At 37.6% G+C, this 15,690-nt stretch carries 14 protein-coding genes; all 14 read left to right on the top strand.

All coding sequences use genetic code 11. The annotated features are described in order from the left end of the window. Positions 1–221: 221 nt before the first annotated feature. The 14 genes from CIB29_RS13825 (at position 222) to CIB29_RS13760 (ending at position 15,679) form a co-directional block, all read left to right on the top strand. The gene (locus tag CIB29_RS13825) at positions 222–896 is read left to right on the top strand and encodes an RraA family protein (RefSeq protein ID WP_094550623.1); all 675 of its coding nucleotides are present in this window, start codon (positions 222–224) and stop codon (positions 894–896) included. Beyond that, positions 889–1,965: an Ldh family oxidoreductase gene (locus CIB29_RS13820; RefSeq protein ID WP_157910307.1), complete on the top strand. Its 1,077-nt coding sequence runs from the start codon at positions 889–891 to the stop codon at positions 1,963–1,965. Before CIB29_RS13825 ends, CIB29_RS13820 begins: the two co-directional genes overlap by 8 nt. Beyond that, on the top strand, positions 1,958–2,236 hold the full coding sequence (locus CIB29_RS13815) for a MoaD/ThiS family protein (RefSeq protein ID WP_094550619.1): 279 nt from the start codon (positions 1,958–1,960) through the stop codon (positions 2,234–2,236). The genes CIB29_RS13820 and CIB29_RS13815 overlap by 8 nt, the downstream gene beginning before the upstream one ends. Before the next feature lie 112 nt (positions 2,237–2,348). Then, positions 2,349–4,184: an aldehyde ferredoxin oxidoreductase family protein gene (locus CIB29_RS13810; protein WP_094550617.1), complete on the top strand. Its 1,836-nt coding sequence runs from the start codon at positions 2,349–2,351 to the stop codon at positions 4,182–4,184. Between the two features lie 56 nt (positions 4,185–4,240). Further along, on the top strand, positions 4,241–5,401 hold the full coding sequence (locus tag CIB29_RS13805) for an iron-containing alcohol dehydrogenase (RefSeq protein ID WP_094550615.1): 1,161 nt from the start codon (positions 4,241–4,243) through the stop codon (positions 5,399–5,401). Positions 5,402–5,890: 489 nt separating this feature from the next. Continuing rightward, positions 5,891–6,955 (top strand): TRAP transporter substrate-binding protein, encoded by a 1,065-nt coding sequence (locus CIB29_RS13800; protein WP_198543891.1) that lies wholly within the window; start codon positions 5,891–5,893, stop codon positions 6,953–6,955. A gap of 65 nt (positions 6,956–7,020) precedes the next feature. Further along, the gene (locus CIB29_RS13795; RefSeq protein WP_094550613.1) at positions 7,021–7,533 is read left to right on the top strand and encodes a TRAP transporter small permease; all 513 of its coding nucleotides are present in this window, start codon (positions 7,021–7,023) and stop codon (positions 7,531–7,533) included. 63 nt (positions 7,534–7,596) lie between these two features. Beyond that, entirely contained in the window at positions 7,597–8,889 is a 1,293-nt protein-coding gene (locus CIB29_RS13790; protein WP_094550611.1) for a TRAP transporter large permease, read from the top strand. 304 nt (positions 8,890–9,193) lie between these two features. Then, positions 9,194–9,823: a class II aldolase/adducin family protein gene (locus CIB29_RS13785; protein WP_094550609.1), complete on the top strand. Its 630-nt coding sequence runs from the start codon at positions 9,194–9,196 to the stop codon at positions 9,821–9,823. Between the two features lie 106 nt (positions 9,824–9,929). Continuing rightward, positions 9,930–10,967 carry an alcohol dehydrogenase catalytic domain-containing protein gene (locus CIB29_RS13780; protein WP_198543890.1) on the top strand — a complete coding sequence of 346 codons (1,038 nt, stop codon included), beginning with the start codon at positions 9,930–9,932 and terminating at the stop codon, positions 10,965–10,967. A 17-nt stretch (positions 10,968–10,984) separates the two neighbouring features. Further along, on the top strand, positions 10,985–12,505 hold the full coding sequence (locus CIB29_RS13775; protein WP_094550605.1) for a xylulokinase: 1,521 nt from the start codon (positions 10,985–10,987) through the stop codon (positions 12,503–12,505). Between the two features lie 208 nt (positions 12,506–12,713). Next, on the top strand, positions 12,714–13,790 hold the full coding sequence (locus CIB29_RS13770; protein WP_094550603.1) for a TRAP transporter substrate-binding protein: 1,077 nt from the start codon (positions 12,714–12,716) through the stop codon (positions 13,788–13,790). Positions 13,791–13,898: 108 nt separating this feature from the next. Continuing rightward, on the top strand, positions 13,899–14,387 hold the full coding sequence (locus tag CIB29_RS13765) for a TRAP transporter small permease (RefSeq protein WP_094550601.1): 489 nt from the start codon (positions 13,899–13,901) through the stop codon (positions 14,385–14,387). Then, positions 14,387–15,679, top strand: a complete 1,293-nt coding sequence (locus CIB29_RS13760; RefSeq protein ID WP_094550600.1) for a TRAP transporter large permease — start codon at positions 14,387–14,389, stop codon at positions 15,677–15,679. Before CIB29_RS13765 ends, CIB29_RS13760 begins: the two co-directional genes overlap by 1 nt. The last annotated feature ends 11 nt before the right edge of the window (positions 15,680–15,690 follow it).

Below are 15,690 nucleotides of genomic sequence, written 5' to 3'. Positions count from 1 at the left end.
GAAATGCCAGAATAACAGGCTTTTTAATTTGGCATAAAACTTGCTTATATTATAGGTGTACAGAAATATGTTGATGATAAATAGTTTAAGGATAATTTCATTGTGGTTTAAAGATGATTAGACTATTTATCATGATCCTGGTATTTCTGGTATCGTTAAAACAATCATTAACAACAATATGGCTGTAGAAAACAGCAAAAATAAGAAAGGTGGGATTTTAGGTGAATCCGGGTTTTAGAATTTATAAAACAATCAACAGACCTTCTAAGGAACTTATTGAGGCATTCAGAGATATTCCTGTAGCGAATATAGCAGATAATATGGGAAGGATTTCTTGTGTAGATTCCTACATAAAGCCTTTCAATAAGGTGAGGTTATTAGGTACTGCATTTACAGTCAAAGCTCCATTGGGAGACAATCTTATGTTTCATAAGGCTTTAGATATGGCAAAGCCAGGGGATGTCATTGTTGTAGATGGAGAGAGCGATATGAATCACGCCCTCTGTGGTGAGATAATGATGCGCTATGCAATGAAGAAGGGCATAGCTGGATTCCTAATTGATGGATGCATTAGGGACGCTGCGGCACTTGAAGATTTAGAATTTTCAGTTTATGCAAGAGGAGTAAATCCTAAGGGTCCATACAAGAATGGTCCTGGTGAGATTAATGTTCCAGTAAACTGTGGGGGTCAGGTAGTACTTCCGGGCGATATCATCGTCGGTGATTCTGATGGGGTAGTTATTATAAGGCCTGCGGATGCACAAGACATTTTGGAAAAGGCTAAAGCACAAAATCAAAATGAAATGAAGACATTTGAACAAATAGAGAAAGGCACTCTGGATAGGAGCTGGGTAGATAATACGCTGAAGGCAAAAGGATGTGAAATCATTGAGTAATGAACAAGTATTAAATATTGATTCTGAGTCATTAAGAGATTACTGCATAAAGCTGCTTAATAAAGAAGGTGTACCTGAAGAAGAAGCTTTTTACATGGCTGACAGTCTTGTGGTAGCGAATTTAAGAGGGGTAGATTCTCATGGTGTAAGCAGAATGCCTATATACATGAAACGATTAAGAGAAGGACTTGTAAATAGAAAGTGCAGCTTCGAAGTACAGAATGAAGCTCCGGGTTCCATGCTGGTAGATGCTCAAAATAGCCTTGGGCCAGTAGTAGGGGTAAAAGTAATGGAGCGGGCAATTGAAAAGGCTAAAGAAAGTGGTTCTGTGATGGTTGGCGTAAAGAACTCAAACCATTATGGTACAGCCTCCTACTTTTCGATGTTGGCCTTAAAAGAAAATATGATTGGAATATCAGCTTCCAATGCACCATCAACAATGGCTCCATGGGGAGGTATAAAGCCTTTCTTGGGGACAAATCCCTTTTCATTCGCGATTCCTACTGGAAATGAAAAACCTATTGTTATCGATATGGCAACAAGTGTTGTCGCAAGAGGGAAAATTATACTGGCTGCAAAGAATGGACAAAAGATTCCTGAGGGATGGGCAATTAATAAGGAAGGAGAAGTAACTACTGATGCAGAAGAAGCTCTGGTAGGTTCTGTTCTGCCATTCGCCGGACCGAAAGGCTACGCAATCTCACTTTTAATCGATATCTTAGCAGGAATTTTATCGGGGGGACCATACGGGCCTCACATTAACAACTTATATGAGAATTTTAAGGATCCACAATGTGTAGGACACTTTTTCGGAGTTATAAACATTGAAAAGTTCATTCCCGTAGAAAACTTTAAATCAATGGTTGATAGAATGATAAGAGAAATTAAGGGTGCACCAAAAGGTAAAAACACAAAAGAAATATTCTTACCAGGAGAGATTGAATACAATATTCAGACCAAACGGCTTCAAGAAGGTATCCCAATTACAATACCAGTTTTAGATGATCTAAAGGAACTTGGGGAAATATATTCTGTACCATTCACAGTGAAGGTGGTCAATAATGGTTAATATTACTGTGAATTTTTATCCTCCATTTTCGTATTATACAAAGAAAAAGCAGGCAGAAATTACACTGCAAGATGGTACTAGATTTATAGGCTTGCTTAAGCAGTTGATAAATACCTTTCCAGAATTGGTAGAAATGGTTCCGGATTTGAATGATGAATACATATTCTACAATAATGTTTTTCCTGTAATTAATAATAATTTGGTAAGTCTAGATGAAACATTACACAACGGAGATACTATTGACTTATTCGGATCAATAAGTGGAGGGTAAGCGTTATTGCAGTATCCCGAAAAGCTATAATATCTCATATAAATCGCAAAGTAAACAAAGCAAATTCAAAACTCAGCTTATCTGAAATTAACCACGCTAGGGAGTGAAAGATATGAAAGGGTACATGGGTAAGATTCTAAGAATAGACCTAAAGAATAATGCTATTTGGCATGAACCACTGGAGGAGAAGAAAGCCAGAATGTTTATTGGAGGAAGCGGGTTAGGAGCAAAATACCTTCTAGATGAATGTGATCCAAACGTAGATCCTCTTAGTCCCGGGAATCCATTAATTATTATGACTGGCCCTTTCTGTGGTACCAAAGTTCCAACCTCAGGGCGGCATGCAGTTGTGACAAAGTCGCCGCTAACCGGAATTTTTGCGGAATCCGACGTTGGAGGTACCTGGGGATATAAATTTAAGAAATCAGGTTTCGACGGTATTATTATTAAAGAAAAAGCATCAAAGCCAGTGTATATATGGATAGACGATGGAAAAGTAGAAATACATGATGCATCAAATTTATGGGGAAAAGATACTAGAGAAGTAGATGCTATCTTAAGACAACAGTATGGTGATGATATAGAAGTGATGAGCATAGGTGTAGCCGGAGAAAAACTTGTAAGGTTTGCAGCTATGATTACAGACGGAAAAGATGCGCGTGCTGCCGGCAGGTGCGGTGTTGGTGCAGTAATGGGGTCTAAAAACCTCAAAGCTATTGTCGTTAGAGGGACAATGGATGTAGAAGTGTATGATGATGCTTTACTTAGTAAATCCATAAAAGAGATCTCTCCTAAGATTGTAAAATCCAGTGCAGGAATGAACAAATATGGTACAGCAAGTGGTGTTATAGGACATGAAAGTTATGGTAATTTTCCTGTGAAGAATTGGACCCAAGGCAGATGGCCTGAAGGAGCAGAGAAGATTTCCGGTCAGAAGATGGCAGAAACTATTTTGACTGGAAACTATCGCTGTAAAAATTGTATAATCGGATGCGGAAGAAAAATAAAGATAGAATCCGGTCCATATGCCGGAGTAGACGGGGCAGGTCCAGAATATGAAACACTGGGTACCCTCGGCAGTTTATGTCTTATAGATAACCTGGAAGCTATTGCCTATGCCAATGAGTTATGTAATAAGTTTGGTATGGACACCATATCTGCAGGCGGCGTCATTGCCTTTGCGATGGAAGCATTTGAAAAAGGCATTATAACAGAAAAAGACACGGGTGGACTTGAACTGAAATTCGGAAACCATGAAGCTATGATTGAAATGATAAAACAGATTGCTAATCGCGAAGGGCTTGGCCGCTTACTAGGAGAAGGAGTAAGATTAGCTGCTGAAGAGATGGGGGGTTTGGCAAGGGAATTTGCAATGCATGTAAAAGGGTTGGAATTTCCTGCGCATGACCCAAGGGCCTTTAACGGCTTAGCGTTGTCCTATGCTACATCCAATAGGGGAGCATGTCACTTAGCTGCATTCTCTCACGGTTTTGAAAGAGCTTTGCCTATGCCTGAACTGGGTTATGACAAACCACATGATAGACTTACAGTTGAAGGAAAAGGTGAGTTTATTGCGAAAATGCAGAATGTATCCGGCATGTATGACTCCTTAAAGCTTTGTAAGTTCATGTGGAGCAATGGGATGGAGTTACATCGTCTAGTTGAATGGGTTTATGCGGTTACTGGATGGGATTATTCTTTTGAAGAGTTTATGGAAACAGGCGAGAGAATATACAATATAAAGCGGCTTTTCAATGTGAAATGTGGCATCAGCAGAAAGGATGATACCCTCCCACCAAGAAGTTTAGCACAAAAACGTCAAGGAGAAAACGTTGCAGTAAATCTGCCTCATTTAGGAAAGATGTTGAGCGATTATTATGAATATAGAGGTTGGTCAGAAGAGGGTATACCGACCGAAGAAACATTGCAAAAACTTAGCTTAATATAAAGCTTATTTAGTTTAATATAAAGCTTATAATGAACAAAGAGGGGGTTAACTTAATTATGTTATACACTTACAAAATGCCTACAGAATTATTTTTTGGTAGAGGTACTGCAGGTAAAGTAGGAGAGAAAGTCTTAGAATTAGGAGGAAAAAAAGCACTTGTTGTAACAGACAAAGGGGTGTTAGGGGCTGGGCTTCTTGGTGGTATAGAAGAATCTCTCAAAAATTCTAACGTTCCTTATGTGATATTTGATGAAGTAGAGTCAGACCCAAGTATTGAAACTGTAGCCAAAGGAACAGAAGTATTAAAAGAATCAGGGTGTGACATTGTAATAGGTATTGGCGGCGGAAGTTCCATGGACGCTGCGAAAGCAGTTGCCACCATGGCTACAAATCCAGGAAAGATCTTTGATTACATCGGTATAGATAAAGTGAAAAACAAGGCACTACCTATCATCGCAATACCAACTACTTCAGGAACAGGCAGCGAAGCTACTTATTGGTCAGTACTTACTGATAAGAAAACAAAATTCAAAACCGGTGTTGGTGGATGGGCACTCATGCCTACGCTGGCTATTGTAGATCCGCTTCTTACTAAAACATTACCACCAAAAGTTACCGCTTTCACAGGAATGGATGCGTTAACGCATGCAATGGAATCATATGTATGTAAGGCTACTCAACCGGTATCTGAAGGATTGGCTATTCATGCAATGAAACTAATAGCAAGAAGCCTTAGAAAAGCCGTAGCGAATGGTGATGACATTGATGCAAGAGAAGATATGATTATGGGAAGCCTGATTGCGGCAATGGCATTCAATGTTACTCGTCTTGGTTTGGCCCATGCGTTGGTTTCACCTCTGGGAGCAAACTTTAATGTGCCTCATGGATTAGGAAATGCAATACTATTACCACATGTAATGGAATTTAATATTATGGCTGTACCGGAGAAGTTTATAGAGATAGCAAAAATATTTGGAGAAAATGTTGATAACCTGCCTCAGATGGAAGCAGCTTATAAGTCTGTAGAAGCAGTAAAGAAACTCATGAAGGATATAGGCATAACCCAAGGACTGGAAGATTTCGGAGTAACAGAAGAAAGCTTAAGGCCTATCGCTGAAGAAGCATACAAGAGTGGAAATGTAACTGTAAATCCAAGAAAATCAACAGTTCAAGACCTTATAGATATTACTAGAAAAGCTATGAAAGGAATTAAATGAAATAGCTTAAATCGACATTCGTATTACGTGCAAAACGGACAAAACTGGCAAAAACAATTCTTAACATACATTTCATATTGTAGATATCCAATTGTAGATATATTTATTTATGAAGGCCGACCCATGTGTCGGCCCGAAATCCAATAATATGGCTTGACTGGGGCGGGCATGCGTGCCCATGTCTATAACCATATAAATTTGGTTTCTCAGTTAGAGATCTATGTCAAACTAATACATCACCGGTTAATTAGCTATTGGCCAGGTGTTTTCATCAAGTTGAATAGCTTAATTAATAGTCAGATTGTACACTTCAGATGATATTTAACAAATACTTATTTAAGCAATTAAATATTATCTAGAGCCTATAATTAGTGTACATTTCTCCTTTTTAACGAATAAGGAGGTGTAGAGATGTAGCTTTTTAAGAAACCAAAAATATTTTTGCAGTAAAGACTTTTAAATGAAAAGAGATTAAATGAGGAGGTTATTATGAAAAGGAACATTAATTTTTTAGTTGCCTGTGTGTTAATCTTGGCTATGGTATTCGTAATGGTAGGATGCTCTGGAAATTCTTCATCAGATAGTGAAAAATCTGATGCAGCTGCATCAAAACAAACAGATAACGCAGCACCAAAACAAGCAGAAAAAATTGTATTGAAATTAGGTCATGGAACAGCAACAAACTCACTATACCATGCTGGAGCTGAAAAATTTAAAGAAGTCTTAGAAAAAAAATCAAATGGTCAATTTGAAGTTCAACTCTTTTCGGATGGTAAACTGGGACATGACCGTGATTTGGTAGAAGGTATGAAGCTTGGTACTATTCAAATGGGTATGATCGGTGTTGAACCGTTAACCAACGTTGCACCAAAATTAAAAGCTACTAACCTGCCTTATATCTTTAAAGATAGAGAAACCGCATATAAAGTTCTTGATGGAGAAATTGGTCAGGAAATGGTTGCAGATCTTCCTCAAAAGCAAGGAATCCGTGTTTTAGGATATTTTGAAAATGGCTTTCGAAATGTAACAAACTCTAAACGTGAAATATTAACACCTAAAGATTTAAATGGTCTTAAAATAAGAACGCCTCAGAGTCCTGTTTCGCTTGCAATTTTCAAAGCATTAGGTGCTAACCCCACTCCAATGTCATTTGGTGAGTTATATACTGCATTAGAACAGGGCACAGTGGACGGACAAGAAAATCCATTAGCACTTATTGTTTCTGCGAAGCTATATGAAGTACAGAAGTACGTTTCTTTGACAGGTCATATTTATTCGCCTATGGTTCTTGTAATTAGTGAGAAGACTTGGAGTAAATTATCTCCAGAACAACAGAAAGTGATACAGGAAGCGGCTGATGAAGCTAAAAAATATGAACGTGATTTAAGCGCTAAGCAAGAAGGTGATTTAATTAAAGAATTAGAAGCAAAAGGAGTAAAGATAGGTCGACCAGATATAGCTCCTTTTATCGAAGCAACGAAGGATGTTCACGTGGAATTTGACAAGGAATACGGTGCAGATTTCTATGAAAAGCTTCTAAAAGCAGCAAAATAAAATTTGATGAAACTACAAAAAATGCGGGATTATTCATATAATCCCGCAATTATGGAGTGAATAAAATGAGCTTTTTAAATAAGATTAGATTAGCATTAAACAGTTTTTTTGAAAAATTGACCGTTTTAATTGTCATTGCAATGGTTATTGTTGTATTTGCCCAGGTATTTTTTAGATATGTCTTACATAATTCATTGTCTTGGTCAGAAGAGTTGGCAATATTTCTATTTATTTGGCTTACTTTCATAGGTGGTGAAATTGTATTAAGAAATGGAGGCCATATAGCTGTTGATGCACTTTTAAACACTTTGAAAGGTATTCCAAAATTAGTTTTAAGTATTTTTATAGATGTAGTTATTATTGTTTTTGCTTGTATAGTCCTGGCTAGTGGAATTGAATTGACCATATCTACAGTAAATCAGCCTTCTGCTGCTCTTAATGTTTCAATGAGTTGGGTTTATGCAGCTATTCCTGTTTCTATGACCATGATGATTATAAATACGTTCTATTCATTTATTACAAAACTTATAGTCAGACCAGCTCATACCTTAATGGATAATGTATCGGTAGATGAATGAGTTAATATAAGCAGTAGATAGTCCAACGTCTTAAATATATATCTCTGAAAAAGGTGAATAATTATGATTATTACAATTTTGCTAGGAGTATTTTTTATTTTTTTAGCAATTGGAGTTCCGGTATCTTTTGCAATTGGAATTGCTTCAATTGCTGCAGTCTTATATATTGGAGACCTTCCCTTATCTTTAATAGCACAACGTTTTGGAACGGGGGTTGAATCTTTCCCTTTGCTGGCAATTCCTTTCTTTATTTTAGCAGGTAGTATAATGAACAAAGGCGGATTAGCAAAAAGATTGGTAGACTTCGCAAGCTGCTTTGTGGGATTTATTCGTGGAGGACTTGCGATGGTGAATACAGTTGCTAACATGCTTATGGCCGGGATTTCAGGGTCATCCGTAGCTGATGCTGCAGCAGTAGGAGCTATTCTCATCCCTGCGATGAAGAAAAGGGGCTATGATGAAGCATTTGCACCAGCTGTTATTTCTGCAGCAGCAACTATCGGAATTATTATTCCGCCAAGTATTCCAATGATTTTATATGGAGTAATCGCCGGGGAATCGATCGGAAAAATGTTTTTAGCGGGAGCGATTCCTGGAGTATTAGTAGGATTAGGCTTAATGATTACTACCTATATTTTAGCTTTATTGCACCCGGAACAATTTCCTAAGGAACAATTTCCTACCTTAACAGTTATTTGGCATAACTTTAAAGAAGCTTTCTTAGCTTTATTGATGCCTGTATTTGTACTTGGCGGGATTATCGGCGGAATTGTTACACCAACTGAAGCTGCTGTCGTTGCTGTAGTTTACTCATTGCTTGTGGGTGCATTCGTTTATAAAGAGATCAAATTGACACATTTTAAGGAAATCATGCACGAAACGATAACAGGTACAGCCGGGACTATGTTTCTTGTCGGAACAGCATCTTTGTTCGGATGGCTGTTAGCCTATGAGCAGATACCAGAAATGATAGGCCAGTGGATGCAGGGGGTATCATCTAATCCTATTGTGATCGTGATGATTATTAACATTCTTCTATTGGTTACAGGAACATTCCTTGATCTTACAGCTGCACTTATTATTTTAACGCCAGTCTTATTACCGATTGCAGTTTCAGCAGGGATGTCTCCTATTCATTTTGGGGTTATGTTGATTATGAATTTAGCCATAGGACTTGTAACTCCTCCGGTAGGTGTTGTGTTATTTGTTTGCTGTAACATAGCAAAAGTATCTATTGGCAGAATATCAAAAGCGATAGTGCCTTTACTTATAGCTATGGTTATTGTACTAATTTTAGTCTCATATGTTCCGCAGATCACAATGTTTTTACCTAATTTAGTATCAGGAAAAATATAACAGTATTAAATACGGAAAGATATTAAGCACAAATTCCCAATATGGGATTAAAAATCCCGTATTGGGAATTTAGGGGTGTTACCGAGTTTGCAGCTGTAAGAATAATTATATTTTTGTTTTTCCTTAAAAGGGAATTGTTAGAAAATAGTCAAAGTTCAAATGCAGTAATAGCAAAGTTTTTAATTTGGTATCAATTTTGCTTATATTATTATATGTAAAAAGTATTGTAGGTCAACAATTAAGGTCTTATATATTTCCAGGAGAGGTTTCAAAATCTTAAAATAAGATAAGGAGTGAGGCTGTCATGGGTATAAATGAGCAAGTCAGAGAAAAGCTTGCAAACCTATGTAAAGCTGTATATGATAAAAACATGGTAAGTGGTTCGGGGGGAAATATAAGTATAAAGGTGGGAGATACCGTCTACATTACTCCGAGCGGATATTCATTGGGGAATATAAAACCGGAAGATATTGTAGAAGTAACATTAGATGGAGATGTAAAGGGTACAATTAGACCTTCAAAAGAATTATTTTTACATATGGAATCATATAAATCCAGACCAGATGTAAGTGCAGTAGTCCACGTCCATTCATACTATTCAATTCTTGTTGGAATTTTGGCAAAGGAAAATGACCTAGGCAGTCCAATGCCACCTTATACACCGGGATATGCGATGAGAGTTGGAAGTATGGCCCTTATTCCATTCTTTGTCCCGGGATCATCGGAACTTGCACAAAGTATTAGCCAAAAGATCAAAGAGTCTAATGTTGTGTTAATGAAAAATCATGGAATGGTGGTAGTGGGAAAAGAGCTTCAAGAAGCCTTTAATATAGCTGAAGAAGTAGAAGAGAATGCCAAAATGCATATTATGCTAAAGGGTCAAGGAGCTTTGTCTGAGCAGCAGGTAAAAGCAATTTTAGAGAAATATAAATAAACCATATCTGAAAACTAAAGTACTTGTGTGATAAGTAAATGTTTATAGAAAATGACTTAAATTTAATGAAAATGTAATGAGAGCAGTAAGAATGAGGAGGGAAAGAATGAGGGCACTTGTTTTTAAAAAACCAAAAGAATTTGCTGTTGAAGAGAGGCCTATACCGGAAGTGAAAGAGGGAGAAGTGCTCGTACAAGTAAAATATGCCGGTGTATGTGGTACTGATGTAAGGATATACAATGGGACAAAAAAGATTGGTGCGCCGAGAATTACAGGTCACGAATTTGCAGGTGAAGTTATAGAGATAGGCAAAGGTGTAACATCTGTAAAGGTGGGGGACAGAGTTACTGTATATCCTATGATTGCATGTAATGAATGTTACACATGTCTTTCAGGAAGGACAAATATATGTGTAAACCGTATTACGCTTGGCTATGAATTGGACGGAGGTTTTGCGGAATTTGTAAAGATTCCTAAAGAAGCTGTCGAGAGAGGAAATATTATCAAGCTTCCGCAGAATGTAAGCTATGAAGAGGGTGCTGTATCTGAGCCTATGACGGCAGCTTACCACGGAATTGAGCGTTCAGGATTAAAATCGGGCAATACAGTAGCAATAATAGGTACAGGCCCCATAGGTCTATGTCATGTGCAGTTGGCAAAGCTAAAAGGACCTAAAAAAATAATCATTGTAGAACCAGACGAACAAAAACGTAAACTAGCACTTGAATTTGGTGCCACTGATACAATCAATCCCTTAGATGGTGATGTCCACAATAAGGTGATGGATCTTACCCAAGGTGAAGGAGTAGATGTGGTAATACTTGATGTTGGATTACCTAAGGTGATTGAGGGGTCCCTTAGCTATGTGAAGAAAGGAGGAATGTTCTTACTCTTTGCAGGTTGTCCTGTAGGTTCCAGCATCACAATAGACCCTAACCTTATTCACTATAAGGAGATCATGTTTACAGGATCTTCTTCTTCATCCCCTGAGAATCAAAGTAAAGTACTGGAACTTTTAAGTACCGGAAAGATTAACTTAAAAAAACTTATTACCGGGACCTTTCATTTGGAAGATTGGGAACAGGCCTTTAATATGAAAGCAAATTATCAGGGGTTAAAATCCGTGTTTAAGATAGAAAAGTAAGTTGTGGAGGCAAAAAGATGGACTTACTGCTGGGAATAGATGTTGGAACTACTGGCTGTAAAGCCAGCCTGTTTGATATTGAGGGTCGGTTAATTAGTTCAGGTTACAGAGAGTACAAGATTATTTCCCCCCATGTGGGTTGGGCTGAAGAAGACCCTGAAGAATGGTGGTTGAAAGTTGCGGAAGCTATTCGAGAGTGTGTTGGTAAAGCAAAAATCAATGCAAATAGAATAGCAGGGGTTGCAATAAGCTGTACAAACGGTCTGGTAGCTGTAGATAAGGAAGGCAAGCCACTTATAAACGCAATTATGCAAATCGATAACAGGTGTCTCCAGGAAGTATCATGGGTTAAAGATACGATAGGGGAAGATGAGGTATTTGCTGTTACTGGAAACAGAATAGCTGCCGGTACTTTTTCTGCTCCTAATATCCTTTGGATAAAGAACAACCTGCCGGAAGTTTTTAAAAATACAAGCAAGTTTTTGGTGCCAACCGGGTTTATGGTGTATAAGCTTACGGGAGAATTTTCTATGGATTATACAAGAGCTTCTACCACCCTCCTTTTTGATATTAGGGACAGGCAATGGTCAACTGATTTGTGTAGCAAAATGGAAATACCTATGGATAAATTGCCAGACTGCTATCCTTCAGATGTAATAATAGGCAAAGTTAAAAAAGAAGCTGCAGAGATGACCGATTTAATGGAAGGCATACCGGTAGCAGTAGGACTTATGGATACAGCAGCTGCTGCAATAGGCATGGGAGCCATAGGAGTGCATGACCCGTTTTTGATTATCGGAACAGTAAGCAGACTTTCTATCGGTTTAAAAGAAAGTATATTTGATAAAAGATTTCTAAATGTATGTTACACATCTGAAACTCCTTGGATGGCAATGGCGCCAACAAATGGAGGCGGTATCTCTCTTAAATGGTTTAGGGATACTTTTGGAGAAATGGAGACCTTGACAGCTGACAATATGGGATTAAGTCCATATCAATTGTTTGATTTAAAAGCTTCCAGAATAAACGCAGGCAGCGATGGACTTATATATTTACCATATATAGCAGGAGAACGTTCTCCTATATGGGACTCGTATGCAAAGGGAGTTTTCTTTGGGATATCTCCGTCACATAAAAAAGCTCATTTTATTAAAGCGATTATGGAAGGCGTAGCTTTTGCTACAAAACATAACCTGGAGATTTTAGAAAAAGAGCTGGGAATACAGGTAAAGGAGATCAAAATAGGCGGTGGAGGAGCCTTGAGTCCATTATGGATAGAAATTATGGCTCAAATATTAGGCAAAACAATAGTAAAGCCCAGAATCGTAGAAACAGAAACACTGGGGAGTGCTTTTACAGCTGGTAAAGCTGTAGGAATATTTAGTAAGTATAATGAGGTCAAGAAAATGGTCCAAATACAATCAGAGTTCAAGCCAAAGGGAGAAGTTACCAATCTCTACGATAAGTACTTTCAACTGTACAAGACATTATACAGCCATCTAAAAGAGGATTACCAACATCTTCAGTCAATCTTATAAGTAAGATGTTTGTTAATATTGCAAAAACTCTGGATATATGCAAAAAGTTATTCTAGTATATAGATGTGTGATTGTAAAGTTGAAGGTATGTTGGTCAGGAACGTGACATGAGGACGATTCGAGATAGCTGCTAAAAGGAGGTGGTGGACAACATTAGATTGTAAAAGCATTCCCCAGATCAAAAAAATAAAGTAAAGGAGAAGGTAAGATGAAGAAAATTTTTTCTATGTTGTTAGTTGGTGTTCTAATTGCTACTACTTTAACGGGGTGTGGACAAAAACCTGGCACTTCCAGTGCCCCGAGCACATCAGATGCCCAAAAAGAAACCAAGCAAGAAGTTAAACCAGAAGAGAAAAAAGAGACTGCCTCTAAAGGAAAACAAGTCGAGATTGTTTTTGCAATCCACACTCAACCAAATACGAATGAAGTTAAATCGGCAGAAATGTTTAAAAAACTAGTTGAAGAAAGAAGTAACGGGCAGATTACTGTTAAACTTTTTCCGGGCGCTGCTTTAGGTGGAGAAAAGGATAACATGGAACAGCTAAAAGTAGGAGAAATTCAAATGAGTATTTTTGGTGATATACTGACTTCACAGTTAGCACCTGAATACGATCCTACTGTGATTCCTTTTATTTATCCTAACCTTGAAGAAGTATATAAAACTTGGAATGGTCCGCTAGGAGATAAAATTAAGAAAGCCTTAATAGATAGAGGCGGTGTGCAGCTAGTAGCACTTCAAAAAAGAGGTGCAAGAAACCTTACAGCTAATAAGAAAATTGAAAAACCTGAAGACTTAAAAGGTTTGAAACTAAGAGTACCAGAAATTCCTACATGGGTAACGGTATGGAAAGGTTTAGGTACACTGCCTACTCCTATCGCTTGGGCTGAAGTTTATAGTGCCTTACAAACGAAGGTTGTAGACGCACAGGAAAATCCTTATGAAAATATACTTAGTGCGAAGTTATATGAAGTTCAAAAATATACTATAAAAACAGAGCACCTTTATAACGTTTTCCACTGGGTTGTCGGTAAGAAATGGTTTGATGGTTTGAGTCCTGATCAGCAGAAAATCATTCTTACAGCTGCAGATGAAGCAACAAAATGGGGAGACCAGGAAAAGGAGAAACTTGATAAAGAACTTGAGCAAAAGCTAAAAGATGCAGGCAATGAAATCGTTGAAGTTGATAAGAAGTTATTCAGACAGGCTGCACTTCCTGCGATTAAGGAATTATCCAAGAATTGGGCACCAGGTGTTTGGGATGAAGTAAAAGGTTTCTTAGAATAAGGTAAAGAAAAATGAGATTTGGATGGCTAGTCCATCCAAATCTCATTAAATTCTGGATATTTGATGTTGTATATGTTTGATAATTAAAAAGGAGGAAAGAGCAGCTACATGAGTAAAAGTAAAGTTATAAAATTTGTCGAAGGGTTCTGTTTATTCATTTTTGTTATGCTTGTTTCATTAGTGATCTTACAGGTGTTTTTCAGGTATGTAGCAAAAACGTCTGTTCCATGGACCGAAGAGATTGCAAGGGTTTTATATATCTGGCTCGTTTTTATAGGTGTCGCTATTGTTGAAGCGGAAAACGCTCAAATTAGAACGACATATCTCTTGGAGAAATTGCCTTTAAAAGTAAGATATGTATTAGAAGTTATAATAAATATTCTCTCCATAGTTTTTTTAATAATCTTCTTTGTGGGCAGCATTAAAATGCTTAGAGAATCCTGGATATATATGCTAGGATCTATACCATGGATGAGTGGTGGTGTAATCTATATTCCTGCAGTAATTGGTGCACCTTTAGCTGCTTGGTATCTGATAAAACAGGTAATAAATTTTAATAAAAATATAGACAGTGGAGAAAGAAGGGGAGAAGGATAATGATTTTAACAATATTCCTTGGAGTTTTAGTACTACTATTTATACTTGGATTTTCTGTGCCTTATGCGATAGGCCTCACTTCGCTTGTTGTACTTATTTTTCAAAGAGGTATAACCGAAATACCTTTTGGTATTATTTCACAAAGAATGGTATATGGAATTAATAATTTTACTTTACTTGCAATACCTTTCTTCCTCTTAGCAGGAAAGTTAATGAATACTGGCAGCATTACAAAGAAAATATTTAAATTTGCCAATACACTTGTAGGCTATCTACCCGGGGGATTAGGACATGCAAATATTGTGGCAAGTATTATTTTTGCAGGTATGAGTGGGTCGGCAGTAGCCGATGCTGCAGGCTTGGGAACCATTGAAATAGAAGCAATGCAGGACCAGGGATTTGATAAAGAGTTTAGTGCTGCAGTTACGGCAGCTTCTTCAACCATAGGTCCGATTATTCCACCAAGTATACCATTGATTATGTATGGTGTTATGGGGGATGTTTCCATTGCAGCTCTTCTTTTAGCGGGAATCGTTCCAGGACTTTTAATGGGAGGAGCCATGATGGTGCTGGTTGCATATTATTCCATCAAAAGAAATTATCCTAAGATTCCTTTCCCCAAGTGGAAGGAAATTTGGCATGATTTCAAGGATGCTTTTTGGCCTTTATTGACGCCTGTCATTCTTATTGGCGGGATTTTATCAGGTATATTTACGCCTACAGAAGCATCAGCCGTAGCAGTTGTCTATTCTTTCATATTAACTGTTTTTGTATATAAAGAACTTTCGGTAAGGGATCTTATCAATATCTTTATGGAAACAATCAAAGAAACTGCGGTAATATTATTTATCGTTGCTGCTTCTTCACTTTATGGATATTTGCTTGTAAAAACGCAAATGCCACAGTACTTCATGGAGAAGTTGTTCGCTGTAAGCCAGAATCCAGTGATTATTTTACTGCTTATTAACGTCTTCTTATTAGTAATAGGATGTTTTATGGAGACCAATGCAGCGATTATCATATTAACACCTATGATGATACCATTAGCTGCAAAACTTGGTATTGATCCTGTTCACCTCGGTATAGTCATGGTATTGAATTTAATGATAGGCTTATTAACACCTCCTATAGGTATGTGCTTATATGCGGTAGCGAGGGTTGCTAAATTAAGCCTTGACAAAATGGTAAGGGCTGTAGCACCTTTCTATATACCTTTAATTGTAGTGCTTCTTTTAATAACATTGTTCCCGCAAATAGTATTGATATTACCTTCCTTAGCATTAGGGTATTAAATGAAAGTCAT

The organism is Petroclostridium xylanilyticum (genome assembly GCF_002252565.1).
Classification (GTDB): domain Bacteria; phylum Bacillota; class Clostridia; order SK-Y3; family SK-Y3; genus Petroclostridium; species Petroclostridium xylanilyticum.
The sequence above is the reverse complement of the archived record's forward strand: the minus strand, read 5'-3'. Positions and strand labels throughout refer to the sequence as shown.